Source organism: Enterococcus sp. DIV0691, from assembly GCF_051711145.1.
Taxonomy (GTDB): Bacteria; Bacillota; Bacilli; order Lactobacillales; family Enterococcaceae; genus Enterococcus_B; species Enterococcus_B hirae.
On record NZ_JBIOLY010000001.1, the window covers coordinates 2,310,226 to 2,326,636 of the forward strand.

The window sequence follows — 16,411 nt, forward strand, 5'->3', positions numbered from 1 at the left end:
CCCCTATTAAAAATAACAACATAACATCAAAAAAATATATTTAGGTACAATTTCAACAAGAAGCTTATTTTATTAATAACTTTCTTCAATACTCAAAACCCAACATAACAAAATCAGCTAAATAACAATGTTTTTGTTATATAAATTGATTATTTAATCTGTTATAACTTGACAAAATGAGCGAAAAAACAACAATAGAATAAACGATTGTTATATACCATTTAAATAACAACATGCACATACAACAACTACTACTATGTGAGAATAACATACATTAAAAACTCTTTCCACTCACAGTTTATGTCCTCCCATGGACAAAAAATAAAAGGAAAAGGAGCAACTTATGTTAACGGACGCAAAAAAGAAGGAATTGTTAGTATTCTATACCATTGTTCAAACCAATAAATGTTCCTTACGTGAATTATCTCAGGTTCTATCAATCCCTAAGAGAACGATCAAAGAAATCATCCGCAAATTAAACGGGACTATTTTTCAACAACTAAGTATTCCTAGATTCATTTACTCAACTGCCAAAGGCGAATTGAAATTAGATTCACAACATAAAGATGAAAAGATGGCGATCTTTCATTATATAAAATTGTTTTTCCTACGCGAATCAAATCGTTTTAATTTTTTATTGTTACTTTTTGATTCGCCACACAGTCGTGTTTCAAAAAAAATATTACTGGAAAAGTTGTACATATCTCCTTCTTATTTAGAAAAACTAACTAATCAATTAAACAAATCACTTAAAAAGTTCCATCTGCAAATCATCTCTCGCCAAAATTGTTACATTTTGAAAGGCGATGAATTATCGATTAGAATTTATATGTATTTCTTTTTTTCTGATGCTTTTCAGGGGATTGATTGGCCTTTGACAAATATGAAACTTTCCCAAGTAAAGCATACTCATTTATCCAATGAGCTTTTGATGACCAAGAAAACATCAAAGATACAAGAAAAAGTTTACTTATTAGTGGCAATCTTTTTAATGCGATCTGCTCATCATCAATTACCAGATGCTAGCCTCTTAGAAAGCTATGAAACAATGAAAATTTTAACTTCTACAAAAGATTTTAGCGGCGAATTGAAAAAACAATTGTCCCAATCCTTGCCTGAAAGTCTTGTCCAAAATGAAGTACTATACTTTAATTTTTTACTTTGCTATTTTTTTCCTAACCTCATTCCCGAACAACAAAAAACACTCTTTGGCTATGAGTTTTCTAAAAGTAATCATTCGCTTTGTCGACAAGTTTCTTTTCTGATCAAAAAAATAGCTGAGTCATTCCCTTCGATATCTGCTGGTGAAAAGAAGTATTATTACCATTATTTGATTATGATGCTGACGACGTTTATTTTTTTATTCCAAGAAAAAATCGATTACTTCCATGCACTTTATTATCCTTCTGAAAATATGAAAATCGATGCCTCGGATCAACGATTAAAAAAAATACAAATGATCATCGCTGACACGTTTACTTCTCAACCAAGCCAAAATTTACTGCACGAACATCTTAGTCGCCTGATCTATACACTTTTAAAATCGGAAGAAAATAAAAAATTAGCGATACATCTACAAATAAGCAAGGTCTTTTCGGGAAACTACCACATCGAAAAATTATTAAAAAATATTTTTAATCATCAGTTTTTACAAATCACCGAAAACCCTGAAGAAGCTGATTTAATCGTCACTGATTGGTTCGATACCCAACAACAAACGGCAGATATCTTTTATCTTGACCCTGAACGTGAAGATGAACTTTGGCTCCATTTATTCCATCTGATACAAAGACTCCACCAAAAATAATCCTTTTGTTTCCTTAAGCTGGAAAATAGCTGAAACAAGCCAAAAAAGTATAGGACAACCTGTTGTCCTATACTTAACTATTATCTTGATAGATAAACCTATCTTATTCAACTCATCACGTTTGAACCAGGTCAAAGCGGTTTAACGATAATTACTTACGATTTTTCATTGCTAGTAAGGACCTTAATAATGTCCCATGTACTAGTCTCTACGATTACCACCGAATAATAAGATCAAACGAAGCAATTGTAAGAAAGTGGCAAGTGCTGCAGCTACGTATGTCAATGCTGCGGCAAAGAGTACGTGTCTAGCCATTGGTACTTCTTCTGCTGTCAGAAGACCACCTTCGCTTAGAATTTGAATGGCTCGTCTGGATGCATTAAATTCGACTGGTAATGTAACTAGCTGAAACAAAAGCGCAAGTGAAAAAGCAAAAATACCGATGTTGATCAATGTATCATTCCAGCTCAGTAAAACACCAATCAAAATCAATGGAAATGAAATCATCGAACCAAAATTAGCCACTGGAACCAGTGCGGCACGAATCTTTAGTGGCGCATAACCAACAGCATCTTGTACCGCATGCCCACATTCATGGGCAGCAACACCAATTGCAGCTACCGAAGTAGACTGTGCCGTTGCTTGTGATAAGCTCAACATTTTATTTCCTGAATTATAATTATCGGTCAAATCTCCTGCAATTTGTTGGACACCGACATCATTAATTTGTTGACTTTGTAAAATGTATTGCGCTGCTTGAGTACCCGTCACGTTATTCTTACTTCTGATTTTGTCATATTTACGAAAAGTACTGTTCACATAAGCTGAGGCAATACCGGAAATAACTAATCCGATGATCACTAACAAAAATGTAGGATCAAAAAAGCCATACATGCCATATCCATACATGATAAATCCACTCCTTTTTATTTTAACTTATTTTACCATGAGTGATCTAAAAAGAAGGTGAAAATACCTTGAGTGTATTAGAGTTTTTTAACAAATTCTGATTTTAATTTCATCGGTCCAAATCCATCGACTTTACAATCAATGTTATGGTCGCCTTCCACTAGACGAATATTTTTCACTTTTGTTCCTTGTTTGATGGCACCAGATGCACCTTTCACTTTTAAATCTTTGATCACTGTCACACTATCGCCTTCTGCCAAAGGATTACCATTAGCATCAAGAACGATCAAGCCATCTACTTGGTCCTGTTCTTCATTTGTCCATTCATTTGCACATTCAGGACAAATAAATAATCCTCGATCTTCGTAAGTGTATTCAGAGCCGCATTGTGGGCAGTTTGGTAATGTCATCTTCTTTCTCCTTTAAAAATAGCGTTGAGCATTATTGTAACGGATAACGTGTCTTTTGAAAAGAGAGACTTGTGATTTTTAAAACAAAGTTTAGTAAAAATCATTTTTACAACGAACAACTCTCTCTTCTAAAATAGTTACTATCTTTGATACGCATGACAAATCTCTTTGATTTCGTCATAAATTTCTGCCACTTCCGCTAAATCTTTCGCACTTGCGCCACTTGCGAGCGGGTGGCCACCACCATGATGCTTTTTCGCTAATTCATTAATGATCGGGCCTTTCGAACGTAACCGTACACGGTAATATCCTTCAGGTTGTTGCACAAAGATTCCCCAAGCTAATACCTCATCAATGACACCAGGCAAGGAAACAACAGCTGCTGTTTCAGAATCATCAATTCCGTATTGCGAAAGGAGTTCTTGTGATAAAATCACTTTTCCTGCGCCATTTTCATCAACCTGGATATTTTGGTATAAATAACCTGAAAGTTTAGCAACTTTCATCGGCATTTGTTCAATTTCACGATTCAATGCACTGGCATCAAAAGGATAACGTCTTAAATCTGCTGCAATTTCCAACGTCCTGGCGGTTGTAGCTGGATATAGGAAGCGTCCTGTATCTCCTACAATCCCAGCATAAAGCAAACGCGCTGCACTGGTATTCAACGTTAACTCATTTGGAAACATGAGGGCAAACTCCGTAATCATCTCACTACAACTGCTGGCTTTCGTATCGACCCAGACCAGATCACCATACGGTTCATCATTTGGATGATGATCAATTTTTATTAATTTCTCACCTAACTTAAAACGATCATCACTGATTCTAGGTGCATTTGCTGTATCAGTGACGATGACCAAAGCTCCTTCATACACTTGATCATCAACTATTTGCATTTCTGCTAAAAAGCGCAAGCCCTCCACAGTTTCCCCGACTTGGTAAATTTCTTTTTGAGAAAACGTTGCTCTTAAAATCTCTGCTAAACCTACTTGAGAACCTAAAGCATCTGGGTCAGGACGTTGATGTCGATGGATGATGATTCGATCATATGTTTTTATTTCTGCTAAAATTTCAGATTGGACAGTCATTATTTCCCTGCTTTCTATGAACGTTCCATTACTTGGCAAACAACGATTGCCTTGGAAACGATCGTATTTTCGATATATACTTCAATGTCTAGTTTGGCTGATCTCCGACCAATTTCAAGCACTCTCGGACGAATATCCAATTCGCTTTCAAGTTGGATTAAACGTAGATAATGGAGACTCATCTGTTCGATCATGATATTTCTGCGTTGATTTAATACCATGGTTTTTTGTGCAACATCAGAAAGGATCTCACTTAATACACCAAATGAAATCGTACCGACCCCATTGACCATTTGAGGGGTAACCACAAATTTAAACTTTGGATTTGCCAAAAGATTCCCGTCTCGGTCTCGATCGATCGTTTGGATTCCTCCTGAGATTTGGTCAGAGATCGTATCTGCAATTTGCGGTTGTCGCTGAACTAACTGCATGGCTTTCATCACATCTTGCCGAGTAATCAGCCCTTCAAGTGTCAAATCATCCGAAACGACTGGCATGACTTCTAAACCATCCCAAATCATTTGATGGCTGACAGAAGCAACACTCATGGTTTTTTTCACACTGAGCGGGTCTTTTGTCATGACCCGCTCAATTACTTGTGTATCTGCTTTACCAAGTACATCTTTAGCAGTAATAATTCCCATCAAGCGCATGTGACGGTTCACTACTGGAAATCGTGAATGGTGCGTTTCCTCTGATAGTTTTTGATAATCGGCGATCGTATCTGTTTGTAGCAGGTAGTGTGTCTTTTCTGCTGACATATAGATATCACTGACAAGCATAATGTCTTTTTTAATCAATTGATCACTTAAAGCACGGTTGATCATCGTTGCTACGGTAAAGGTATCATAAGTCGTACGAAGAATCGGCATCGCTAATTCGTCTGCTAAGCGAGCAATCTCGGGGGTAGTGTCAAATCCACCAGTAATCAGCACGGCGGCTCCATCTTCTAAAGCTAATTTTTGAACTTCCGAGCGGTTACCGACGATCATCAGTGATCCTGGTGTGATATAGCGTTCCATCGCATGTTTCGTCATCGCACCGATCACAAATTTATTCAATACTTTGTCTAATCCTGTTGCGCCTCCCAATACATCTCCTTCAATGATCCTGACGACTTCCCCAAACGTCAGTCGTTCAATATGTTTTTTCAATTTCCGCTCAATCCGGATTGTTCCGACACGTTGGATCGTTGAAACTAATCCGATATTTTCAGCATCCTTGATGGCACGATAGGCCGTTCCTTCACTTACGTTTAATTCTTTTGCTATACTTCTGACTGAAATACGATTTCCAACCGGTAAGCTTTCGATATATTCTAAAATCAAGTCATGTTTCGTCGCCATATCTTTAACCTACACTTCCAGCGTTTCAGAAACGCTCATTATTTTTCCTTCGTTCCCTGCCAACTTCTCAATAAATAGTTGAGGATCTTGTTGGATAACAGGAAATGTATTGTAATGGATAGGAACGACTAGCTTAGCGCCAATCCGTTTTGCTGCTCTCGCTGCATCTTCTGGTCCCATTGTAAAATTATCACCAATTGGTAAAAAGGCAACGTCAATGGTAAATTGTTCGGCAAGTAAAGCCAAATCACTAAAATCAGCGGTATCTCCTGCGTGATAGATCGTTTTTCCTTCTGCTTGGATCACAATCCCACTAGGTTCGCCCATATAAAGCGGTGTGCCAGCTACCTCATAACTTGAGCTGTGCTGGGCAGGAACAAATTTTACGATACCGAATGGAAATTCATATTTTCCACCAATATTCATCCCATGTCCTTTGGCACCTAACTGTTCCGCATAATTTGTAATCTCAACAATGCTGATAATCGTTGCATCATTTTGTTTAGCAATCGGCACCATGTCTCCTACATGATCGTTGTGCCCATGAGTAACTAAAACCCAGTCTACTTCTACCTTATCCACTGTTAAATCTGTTAACGGATTGCCTGTAATAAACGGGTCGATAATCAAGCGTTCACCATTTTTCATTTCGATCGACACACATGAATGTCCGTGATAAGTAATTTTCACTTTTCTCACTCCTTTTACTTTCTTTCATACATTAAATAAACCGATTTCATTTAGAGAATAATCCTAAATAATAGTACAGTACATACGTAATCATTGTAACAGATAATACAGTTTGTACCAAGTGGCAAATCAGCTCAAACCACTCTAAGTACGCTACTCCACTAACTCTGCATACGTAAAAGGAACTATTTTTTCGAAGTCTGTTCTAGCGATCTTAATGCTTCTGCCAATTTCGCCACTTGACATGACCAACATTTGCTTTTCTTTGAAAGATGCATCAACTAAAAAAAGATAATCTGGGTGTTTACGATAAATGCCGATCGGTGTATTTGCACCATGTGGATAACCAGTAGATGCCATCACAAAATCCATTCCGGGAAAACCGACTTTGTGATCACCAGAAATTTTCCTGGTTTTTTTGTAATCTAAATGTTCCGACAATGGAACAACGGCAATGATTACACCTGTTTTATCCCCTTTCAAAACTAATGTTTTACAAACACTGTTTTGATCAATCTGTTTTTGCTTGAGTATTTTTTGAAAATCATTCAATTCTGTCTGATTAAATGTCAGAGCTTCGTAAGAAATTCTTTCTTTTTCTAAATATTCTTCTACTTTTGTTTTCATCTACTATCTTCCTTCCATTTCCTTCTCTTTTATTTTACAAAAAAATAGAAAAAAAAGAACGAGCAAGAACTTTGGTTCAACTGATACAAAAAATGGTATGGAAAAGTCACCTCTTTAAAAGATTACGACCTTTTCCACACCATTATTGTTTCAATTATTTTTTGCCTCTACGTTGTGTTGCTTCCATGATCACTGGTAAAATCACTGGACGACGTTTTGTTTGTTCAAATAGGTAGCGTCCTAATTGATCTCGAATGTCTTGTTTTAATTTACTCCACTCAAAGTCGTTACTTTCCAAGTGTTTTTCCACGATTTCTTCGATCATCGTCCCACTTTCTTTCATCAAATCACGACTAGCTTTGACATAAACGAAACCGCGAGATGTGATTTGTGGTTTTGAGACGATTTTCTTTTCACGGCGACTAATAGTAACTACAGCTACAAAGATACCATCTTCTGACAAGATTTTACGGTCACGTAACACAATATTACCAATATCACCAATTCCTAAACCATCGATCATCACATTTTCAGCACTGATCGTTCCAGCGACACTCATTCGTTTATTTTTATATTCCAACACATCACCACGTCCTGTGATGTAAATGTTTTTGTAAGGGATCCCGACGGCATGAGCTAAATCAGCATGAGCAGCTAATTCACGATATTCACCTTGAACAGGAATAAAATAAGTTGGTCTCATCAAATTAAGCATCAACTGAAGATCGTTAGGGTTCGCATGTCCAGACACTCGCATGTTCTCAGAGATCAATTTGACCGTACCACCTGCACGATAAATGATATCTTCTGTTTTAGCTACCATCGTTTCCATCGCAATACTTGGAGTAGTTGTGATATAGACTAAGTCGCCTTCTTCGATTTTGATATTACGGTGGGTTTTATTGGCCATTTTTTGCAATGACTTAATTGGTTCACCCATCCGTCCAGTTTCTAAAATGATGATTTCTTCTGGTTTGTATTTCTTCATGTCCTTCAAGGTCACAAGTAAATCTTCACTCGGAAGTTGTAGTTTTTCCAGACGCATTGCTGTTCGGATGATCCGTTCAAAATCTTGCCCTGTCAATACTACTTTTCTTTGTGCCTTTTCGGCTGCATCCAAGACTTGTTGGACCCGTTGCAGATTACTTGCCACACAAGCAACGATGATTCTACCTTCCCAATACTTGATCGTATCGAAGACTTCATCCGCAATCTGCAGCTCTGATGCTACAGGAACTGAGTTTTCAGCGTTCGCTGATTCACTAAGTAATGCCAATACGCCTTCTTTACCGATTTCTGCCAAACGAGCATAATCAGTTTGATACATTGGAATAGCTGTCTGATCGAATTTAAAATCGCCTGTGTAGACGATACTGCCCTCTTTGGTTTTCAAGTTGATCCCGACTGAGTCTGGAATCGTGTGGGTGGTTCGGAAAAAGCTGACGATCGTCTCGCCAAAATCAATCTCCGTGTGTTCATCGACTACATGGAAATCTTTGAAACCTTTTGCTGCATCATTTCGTCCCACACTCAATTTAGCAAGCTCGATCGTTAACTCGGTTCCAAATACTGGTACAGAGAGCTTAGAAAGTAAATAAGGTAACGCTCCGATCGCATCTGCATGTCCATGTGTCAAAAAGACTCCCGCTACCCGATCAATGTTTTCTTCCAGATACGTAAAGTCAGGAATGACTACATCAATACCTAACAATTCGTTTTCAGGATATTTTAAACCACAGTCTAAAACAAAAATATCTTCTCCCACTTCAGCGATGTACATATTTTTTCCATTTTCACGTACGCCGCCTAAAGGGATAATTTTAATGGTACTCACAAATTTCACCTCTTCTTATGATGCCCAAGTTTAAAGACATCGATTCTCTTCTTTAACTAAATAGATGATTCATCTCAATGAGCAACTCACAAAATTTTAGCTGACTTCTTCTATTGCTTAGCAAGAAAAAGCAGCTGATTGACAGTCCTCTTGTTTATCTTCTGCCATTTTTGAATAAGTTTCATTAAAGCGATGAATCGATTATTTTTAACACAAAAGTCGAAAGCAATGGATTCGACTACTCCCCATCATTATACAACAAATTAGATAAATCGCTAGCATCTGCTATTTTCAAGAAAAAAAGCCTGGTTTTATAAAGCACAACCAATCTTGCCTCAAGTCGTTGATTAAAACAGTCTCAATTTAACAAACTGTCTACTTTTATCCGTTCTTCTGTTACAAACATACTCCATCTATTTTACCATATTTTTAGGAATAACTATAGTAGGATTTTCGATCTCAATAAAAGCTTTCTTACTACAAATCACTTCAAAGCTCTATTAAGTTCATTGACTTATAATTATACTTATCATAATTCGAGAGAGTACATCGATAGATTTGCTGGAACGCATACTAAAAAAAGACGGTAGAATTGGTATCGTGGCGCACCTCAAAAGTTCGTTTACTAACTATAAGAGGTGCAAAACACAATAAACCAAATCTATCGTCTTTTACAATCAATCTTCCTTAAGAACTCGCTTTGGACAAAACCAGAGGATTATTCTCAAAGTTTTAACCAAACTTCTCTTTTGGAGAAACTATTTTTTATCATCTTTTTTGGAGAATTTTTCTTTGACATCTTCAAAGCCTTCTTTGATATCATCACCTAAATTACGAGCTTTTTCTTTGATATCAGCACCAAGTGATTGTGCTTTTCCTTCAGCTTCTTTGCTTTTATCATCTGTTGCTTTACCGTAAGCTTCTTTTCCTTTACCAACTACTTTGTCTTTTGCATCTTCAGAACGTCCTTTTAAATCTGCCATCTTAATTCCTCCCTTAAATTTCTCATTTCTAACTATCTAACTATTATCAGGGTATCATCAACTTGAAAAACAGACAAACAGTATGCTCTTAGATCGTTTTTTCAAAGGTTCCCCACACTTTAACTTCTTTGTTTTCAACCATTACTTGTCCTTTGGCGATCACTGTTTCGATGGCTAAGGTTTCTTTGTCAAGTATACATAGATCAGCATCGTTCCCTACTTTGATTGTCCCTTTTCGCTCCAGCTTTAACACACGAGCGGGATTGACTGTGATTGCTCGCAAGGCTACTTCAAGTGGAATCTCTTCTTTTTCTACCGCTTCTTTGATACCTACCAGTAGTGATTTTGCGCTTCCGACACCCATACCAAGAAAGTGATTTTTTTCATCAAAGTAAGGTAAACTTCCTTGTCCATCAGATGACATTGTAAAATGATCAAGGGAAACGCCAGCTTCGATCAACTGTTTTAAAGCTTTACTAAAGCGGACTTCCCCATCTGTTCGTTCCCAAAAATCAGGATCTTCGCTCGCTGTGAAGTCAATTGTCCCACCTTTTTTCGCAAACTCGATACAAGCTGTTAAAAGTTCTGGCGTGCGGTTGGCATGGGTAGGTAAAAATTGCGTAATCGGAATCTCGGTTTCCTCAACTACCCTTGTTAATAACTCTAGTTTACGTTTTCCTCCACCTAAATGGACATTGACGATACCAGCTTTACCAGACAACATACCTCCTACTCGGGCATCAGCAGTTGCTCGAGAAAATTCTTCAAATGTAGGCTGAGATGATCGATGGTCAGAAACAGCAATTTCGCCAATTCCGATGATTTTATCAATTGTCAAAAAATCTTTGATGATTGAATCCGTAACCGTTTTGAGTGGTAACCGATAAGAACCTTCATAGACGTAAGTTGAGATTCCTTCTGCTTCTAAGCCTTTTGCCTTACTAATAAGCGCAGTCATGTCACGACCTTCACCATCTGTTCCCAAACACCCAACAACTGTTGTTACACCCGCTGTCGTCAATTGACTTAAAGTTACTTCTGGCGTACGATTTTGAAAACCGCCCTCTCCACCTCCACCTAAAAGGTGAAAATGGCAATCAATAAAACCCGGTGTCAACACTTTCCCACTACCGGAAATTTCTTCCACTTCTAACTCAGCATAGCCACCGGTCAACGCTTCTTCAAGCGCAATAATTTTATCCCCGGCAATCAATACATCCATGACCCCTAAATAATCTGGTGCATAGACCTCAATTTGACGAATGATTTTCATTTGACTTCATCCTTTCTGATACCGATATTTTGGTTTTCTTTGTTTCAAAAGTAACTATTTTTATTATAAAAAAGCCGAAGAATAATGAAAATAAGATAAACTATTTTCAGTCTCTTCGGCTTGCTTTCTATAAGTCAACTTTTTGGCTAGTAAGTTTGAAAAAGCATCGAGTTCCTCTGTCATCAGAAAAAACACGATTCGTGGATTCTTCACTAGCCTTAACTTTATTGCTTCGCTATTGTAAGCCGATTGCTATCGCAATCATGATAAAGATAGTACCTAGGACAAAAAAGAATCCTTGCATTTTGATTTGGAATCTTGCCCATTTTGCCCACTCGATACGTGCAACACCTAAGACACCAATCAAACTAGCTGATACAGGGGTAAAGGCATCCATAAATCCAGCGCCTAATTGATAAGCTAATACAGCTACTTGACGAGAGACCCCTACTAAGTCAGCAAGTGGTGCCATGATTGGCATCGTTAACGCCGCTTGACCAGAATTGGATGTCACGACTAAATTAAACAGGCTTTGGAAAATATACATTGCCCACGCTCCGATAGCCGCTGGTACTCCTGCTAAAGCTGTACCGATACCATGTAGAATGGTGTTTAAAGCAGAAGGAACAGAAGCATCTGAGCCACCTAATACTAATAAGATCCCTTTTGCCATCCCTACAACGATTGCTGTTCCAGCTAGATCAGCAGCACCCGATTGGAAAGAAGAGGCAATATCATTGATCCGCATGCCATCCAATTTGAAGATTACTGCAATGATCCCTGCGACTAATCCCATAACAAAAAATTGTGAAGCAATTTCTGGGATATAATACCCTTCTTGCGTAACACCCCAAACGATCCAAACCAATACGATGAGCATTTCAAGTAAAATCAATTTGTGTCCCAACATAAACGCTTTTTTCTCGTCGGTTGTTTTTTTCAAATGACTTCTGAAATAATCATCTGATTTATACGTCAATGAGCTTTCAGGGTTTTTACGGATTTTCTCCCCATAAATCATCAAATAGCCAGCAGATAACGCTGTGATAACGACCCACATGATCAATCGGAACGTCGCACCCGATAACACTGGAATGCCAGCGATCCCTTGAGCAACTGCTACACTAAACGGACTCATCCAGGAAGTCGCATTTCCGACTTGAGAGGCGACATACGTGACTGTTACTGCAACGATCGAGTCATAACCAAGAGCTATCACAAATGGGACCATCACCATAGAAAAAGGAATGACTTCCTCTGCCATGCCGAATGTCGCGCCACCGAATGAAAAAGCAAAAAATAATAGCGGTAAGGCTAAACGCTCCAGTCCCCTTGTCTTACTGATGAAAGCATAGATCCCTGCATCAATTGCCCCGGTGCGCATGATAATTCCAAAAGCACCACCAACAACTAAAATAAGTGCAGCGATTCCGACAGCCGATCCATACTTGTCTCCTGAAACTAACCCTTCAAAGACAAAATTCAAAAATCCGAAACCACCAAAATCATCGGTCCCCCATACTCGAGCCGTTTTATGGAGTTTTTTTGAAGTATCATAAATGCGTTCGCCAAATTGGTCATAAAGTACATCATCTGTTAAAGAGATTTCATCTAACTTTTCTTGCGTTAATTTCTTTTCACCTTCAGAAATCACTTCTTCTAACCCTTTTTCAGGGACTTTTAATTTCTCTCTTTCCGTCGGATCATTTTGTAACTTCTCTAATTGATCAAATACATAGGAGCGATCCAAGGCATAAGCATAACGAAATGAATCTTGGCGTAATACAGTTCGCGTACTTGTTTCTCCATTTGCATCTTGGTATTCGATATCTTGTGTACTAAATTTTCCTGCTGGTACAATAAATGTCAGCAACCAAGCAAGGATGACCACTCCAAAAATGATGACATAAGTATGGGGTGTCGTCATTTTTGTGAGATCCCGTTTGGATTTCCCCGAAGACACTTGCTTCTTCACTATGAAGTCTTCCTTTCTATCTTTAAATTTTTATGAATAAAACAATCAATATCAGATTAGATTATACAGCAAAAAAACACTAAACACATTAATTATCTATTAAAGCAATCTTTTTTATTTTTGTTAAAAGCAACCAAAAAAAGTTAAATAATTCTCTTGTATTTTGTGATGCAAGGATATAATCAATTAGTTTCATATGATATCTTTACTTGTTTTATTATTTATGAAGAAAAACCAATTATATTTTATCATTTTTAAAATATGTATATTTTTTCAACATTCGATATAAATAGAATTTTTTATTCATTATTTATCCGAAAAAAAACGAATAAAAAAACAGATAGTGTATTAGAAAAAATAGCTGCTTCAGACTTTTTTTAATCTATAAACAATCTTCATTGCAATAATCATAACTAATGTACTATAATTGCAATGTAAAGAGTTTTGGGGAAGACTCTTTCATCAACGTGTATTAAGAGACAAAAAAGAATTCAAGTGAATTCTTTTTTGTCTCTTCTTTGTGATATTTTGCTTGTTTTAACTATTGAAAAAAGAGGTTACCTTGCTCTACTTTTTACACTAACACTTAGAAATCGCCGAATGTTCCTAGTTTTATTCAAAAGTGTCCCTTTTTCATCTACTTCAAGGCAATGTTTCCATTCATTCTATTTTTAAGTTCCCTAACGAATCAGCTGGCAGACTGTAAAATATAGGGTTTGCTGCAATAGTAATATGGTAGCGATAGAGGAACTATCACAAAGAGCAAGCTCAACTTCTGACAATGATAAAGCGGTATCATTCATTTGTGCATGGTTATCCAATACTAGGTCAGCAAATTCAAACAGTCGCAACCCATTGCTGTGTTGTGATTTGATACTTCGCGAGAGATCAAATCCAGTAACAATAATCAGTAAATGACCATTTGACTTGATCCATTGAGCTAACTCCACAATACTTGGATCCCTGCCTTCATTGGAAAGAAGTAGAAAAATATCTGCTTGTTTGACAGAGAGCTGATCAATGATCGCTTTTCCTGTTCCTTCCAAAGTTTCATATATCCCATTTGCCGGATTTTCAATTAACTTGCCCGGTATCATTTCAGGTAAATGCTCCCAAAACTCAAATGCTATCCCGCTTAGTGTACGACTAGCAAAGATTTGTAAACGTCCACCTAATGAAACTTGACGAGCAATTAAAGAAGCAGCTTGAACCATCAAGGGTTCTTCGATTCTTAATTTCTTTTCTAGTTGCTGATAATAATCAAAATAGCGTAAACTCATTTATTTCTCCACCTTTAATTTCACAACAAAAACAGCAAGTGCGCTAAAACATAAAAAAAGAAATCAGTTAAGACGTATCAACCTTTTGCTTGAAAATGAAAGATAAAAAAAGGCATTGAGCATACTGCCCAATACCTTGACATAGTAAATAAACGAGCTACCGACCATCGAAAAACCGACACAAGGGTAGAAATCTCCCCAGAAATTAGGTACAATAAATACGGTCGATGCCTTGCATTGACTATGGCAAATGATCGGTCAGGGTGTATACGTGTGACTGGTCATTCCCTGATAGTTAGTTGCCGCTAACTATTAGGGAGCCTTTTTTTATTCTGCTGTTTCTATCTTCAATCATTTTAAGTAATCTATCAGACAAGTGCAAGTCCGAAAAAATAAAAAAACCATGGTCTGTTTTCTTGACATATAAATCAACTTTTTTAACTGAACAAGAATCCTATCACGATAGGATTCTTGTTTTTAGATTTATTTTTTAACAATGATAACAGCCAATATCTACTTAAATAAATAAATTTGCCGTCCACAATTAAACATGTCATGATCATTTTTTTGTTTAGCCTACCAAGATGACTCTCCCCTACTGCTTTTTACTAGCTCTCATTCCTTAAACGGCATACTCAGACCCTAAAGCCAGACAAAAAAGCAACCGCTCATCCAAATAAAATGGATTTAACCAGCGATTGCTTTGTTCTAACGAAAAACTCAAGCGAGCAATTACCGTAGTTGCAAGCTACATGGATCAACTTTCTTAACTCACTGCTTTTAGCGTTTATCTGATCGTTTTGTTCTGCGATGAGAAGCCGTGTGTCTGCCTTTTTTGCCGATATGAACGCCTCTAAAGAAATAAGGGATAAAGATGATGAAATAACCTATGATAAATATCAAAGCAAAAATCATAGCTTCCCACGCACCTAAAGCAAGTTCAAGCATAACACTTAAAATAGAAATTGTTGCTAAATACCAGATAAAAATCAATAATTTCTCTTTTTTTCTAGCCATTTGAATGAAAACATATCCACAAATTAGCACCAATGGAGTCAAAAACAACCAGTTATTTCCTTCCATCAGCCATTTCAATCCATCAAGAAGTGTTTGACCGATTGTAATCAATTTTCCCATACAAAGCTACACACCTTTTCTGTATTTAAAAGTCAATTTTGCCATAACTCTTTTATATTACTACATAATAAGAAAAATGACGTTTATTTTAATAGCTAACAAAAAGTATTTTACTAAAATTTAAGCAACGAACTAGATAAGACCAAGTAAAAGTACCTTAGTTTAGAAATTATAACTCTTTACTAAGTTGTATCAGATACTCTTTAAGGGCAGCGCCGATTTCTGGATGTTGTAACCCATAATCAATATTGGTTCGCATGTAACCATATTTATCACCAACATCATATCGACGCCCTTTAAAATTTCTTGCATAGACTTTTTGATGGCGGTTTAATGTATCAATCGCATCCGTTAATTGGATCTCATTGCCCGCACCTGGTGTTTGCGTTTCGAGTATTGGAAAAATGTCTGGTGTTAATAAATAGCGTCCAATAATGGCAAGGTTACTAGGCGCCTCTTGAGGAGTAGGTTTTTCTACCATTTTTCTTACTCGATATAACCCAGTTTTTTCTTCCTCTCCAGGATCAATGATTCCATATTTCCCTGTATCTTCTGGCAAAACTTCCATCACTGCAATCGTTGATGAATGAGTTTCCTCGAAGTCCATCATTAGCTGTTTTGTCAAAGGGACTTGATCCACCATCAAGTCGTCCCCTAACATGACAACAAATGGTTCATCTCCTACAAATGCTTTGGCCTGAAGAACTGCATGCCCTAATCCTTTAGGGTAAGATTGTCGGATAAAATGAAGATTAACAGCTTCCGTTTCCTTGATGGTACTTAATAAATCGAGTTTTCCCTTCTCACGCAGATTTAATTCCAATTCAAGGTTAGCATCAAAATGATCTTCGATCGGACGTTTTTCTTTCCCAGTAACAATTAAAATATCTTCAATCCCAGATTTTAACGCTTCTTCAACAATGAATTGGATCGTTGGTTTGTCAACAATAGGAAGCATTTCTTTAGCCATTGCTTTTGTCGCAGGTAAAAAACGCGTGCCTAAACCACCTGCAGGTATGATTGCTTTCTTAACTTTCATACACCCCGTC

The 16,411-nt window shown here is 37.2% G+C and carries 14 protein-coding genes; 1 reads left to right on the forward strand and 13 read right to left on the reverse strand.

Annotation, left to right across the window (positions count from 1 at the left end; translation table 11 throughout):
* Nucleotides 1-343: 343 nt before the first annotated feature.
* Nucleotides 344-1,807 (forward strand): helix-turn-helix domain-containing protein, encoded by a 1,464-nt coding sequence (locus IGJ11_RS10640; RefSeq protein WP_010737192.1) that lies wholly within the window; start codon nt 344-346, stop codon nt 1,805-1,807.
* A 201-nt stretch (nt 1,808-2,008) separates the two neighbouring features.
* On the opposite strand, the gene IGJ11_RS10645 is transcribed toward IGJ11_RS10640, so the two are convergent.
* The 13 genes from IGJ11_RS10645 to galU form a co-directional block, all read right to left on the reverse strand.
* Nucleotides 2,009-2,716 carry a zinc metallopeptidase gene (locus tag IGJ11_RS10645; protein WP_010720736.1) on the reverse strand — a complete coding sequence of 236 codons (708 nt, stop codon included), beginning with the start codon at nt 2,714-2,716 and terminating at the stop codon, nt 2,009-2,011.
* A 77-nt stretch (nt 2,717-2,793) separates the two neighbouring features.
* A complete protein-coding gene (locus IGJ11_RS10650) occupies nt 2,794-3,126 on the reverse strand; it encodes a zinc ribbon domain-containing protein YjdM (RefSeq protein ID WP_010720737.1) in 333 nt (110 codons plus the stop codon).
* A 140-nt stretch (nt 3,127-3,266) separates the two neighbouring features.
* Nucleotides 3,267-4,217 carry a DHH family phosphoesterase gene (locus IGJ11_RS10655; RefSeq protein ID WP_207431629.1) on the reverse strand — a complete coding sequence of 317 codons (951 nt, stop codon included), beginning with the start codon at nt 4,215-4,217 and terminating at the stop codon, nt 3,267-3,269.
* Between the two features lie 14 nt (nt 4,218-4,231).
* Complete coding sequence (locus tag IGJ11_RS10660; protein WP_207431627.1) at nt 4,232-5,563, reverse strand: DRTGG domain-containing protein; 1,332 nt, start codon at nt 5,561-5,563, stop codon at nt 4,232-4,234.
* A 9-nt stretch (nt 5,564-5,572) separates the two neighbouring features.
* Entirely contained in the window at nt 5,573-6,253 is a 681-nt protein-coding gene (locus tag IGJ11_RS10665) for a metal-dependent hydrolase (RefSeq protein WP_010720740.1), read from the reverse strand.
* 153 nt (nt 6,254-6,406) lie between these two features.
* The gene (locus tag IGJ11_RS10670) at nt 6,407-6,880 is read right to left on the reverse strand and encodes a YbaK/EbsC family protein (protein ID WP_010720741.1); all 474 of its coding nucleotides are present in this window, start codon (nt 6,878-6,880) and stop codon (nt 6,407-6,409) included.
* 154 nt (nt 6,881-7,034) lie between these two features.
* A complete protein-coding gene (locus tag IGJ11_RS10675; RefSeq protein WP_010720742.1) occupies nt 7,035-8,714 on the reverse strand; it encodes a ribonuclease J in 1,680 nt (559 codons plus the stop codon).
* A gap of 758 nt (nt 8,715-9,472) precedes the next feature.
* Complete coding sequence (locus IGJ11_RS10680) at nt 9,473-9,697, reverse strand: CsbD family protein (protein ID WP_010720743.1); 225 nt, start codon at nt 9,695-9,697, stop codon at nt 9,473-9,475.
* Between the two features lie 88 nt (nt 9,698-9,785).
* Nucleotides 9,786-10,970, reverse strand: a complete 1,185-nt coding sequence (iadA, locus tag IGJ11_RS10685; RefSeq protein ID WP_034700585.1) for a beta-aspartyl-peptidase — start codon at nt 10,968-10,970, stop codon at nt 9,786-9,788.
* Nucleotides 10,971-11,205: 235 nt separating this feature from the next.
* On the reverse strand, nt 11,206-12,945 hold the full coding sequence (gene yfcC, locus IGJ11_RS10690) for a putative basic amino acid antiporter YfcC (protein ID WP_010720745.1): 1,740 nt from the start codon (nt 12,943-12,945) through the stop codon (nt 11,206-11,208).
* A 680-nt stretch (nt 12,946-13,625) separates the two neighbouring features.
* A complete protein-coding gene (locus IGJ11_RS10695) occupies nt 13,626-14,225 on the reverse strand; it encodes an SIS domain-containing protein (protein WP_010737187.1) in 600 nt (199 codons plus the stop codon).
* A 780-nt stretch (nt 14,226-15,005) separates the two neighbouring features.
* The gene (locus IGJ11_RS10700) at nt 15,006-15,362 is read right to left on the reverse strand and encodes a hypothetical protein (RefSeq protein WP_010720747.1); all 357 of its coding nucleotides are present in this window, start codon (nt 15,360-15,362) and stop codon (nt 15,006-15,008) included.
* A 169-nt stretch (nt 15,363-15,531) separates the two neighbouring features.
* A complete protein-coding gene (gene galU, locus IGJ11_RS10705; protein WP_034700586.1) occupies nt 15,532-16,401 on the reverse strand; it encodes a UTP--glucose-1-phosphate uridylyltransferase GalU in 870 nt (289 codons plus the stop codon).
* Between the last annotated feature and the right edge of the window lie 10 nt (nt 16,402-16,411).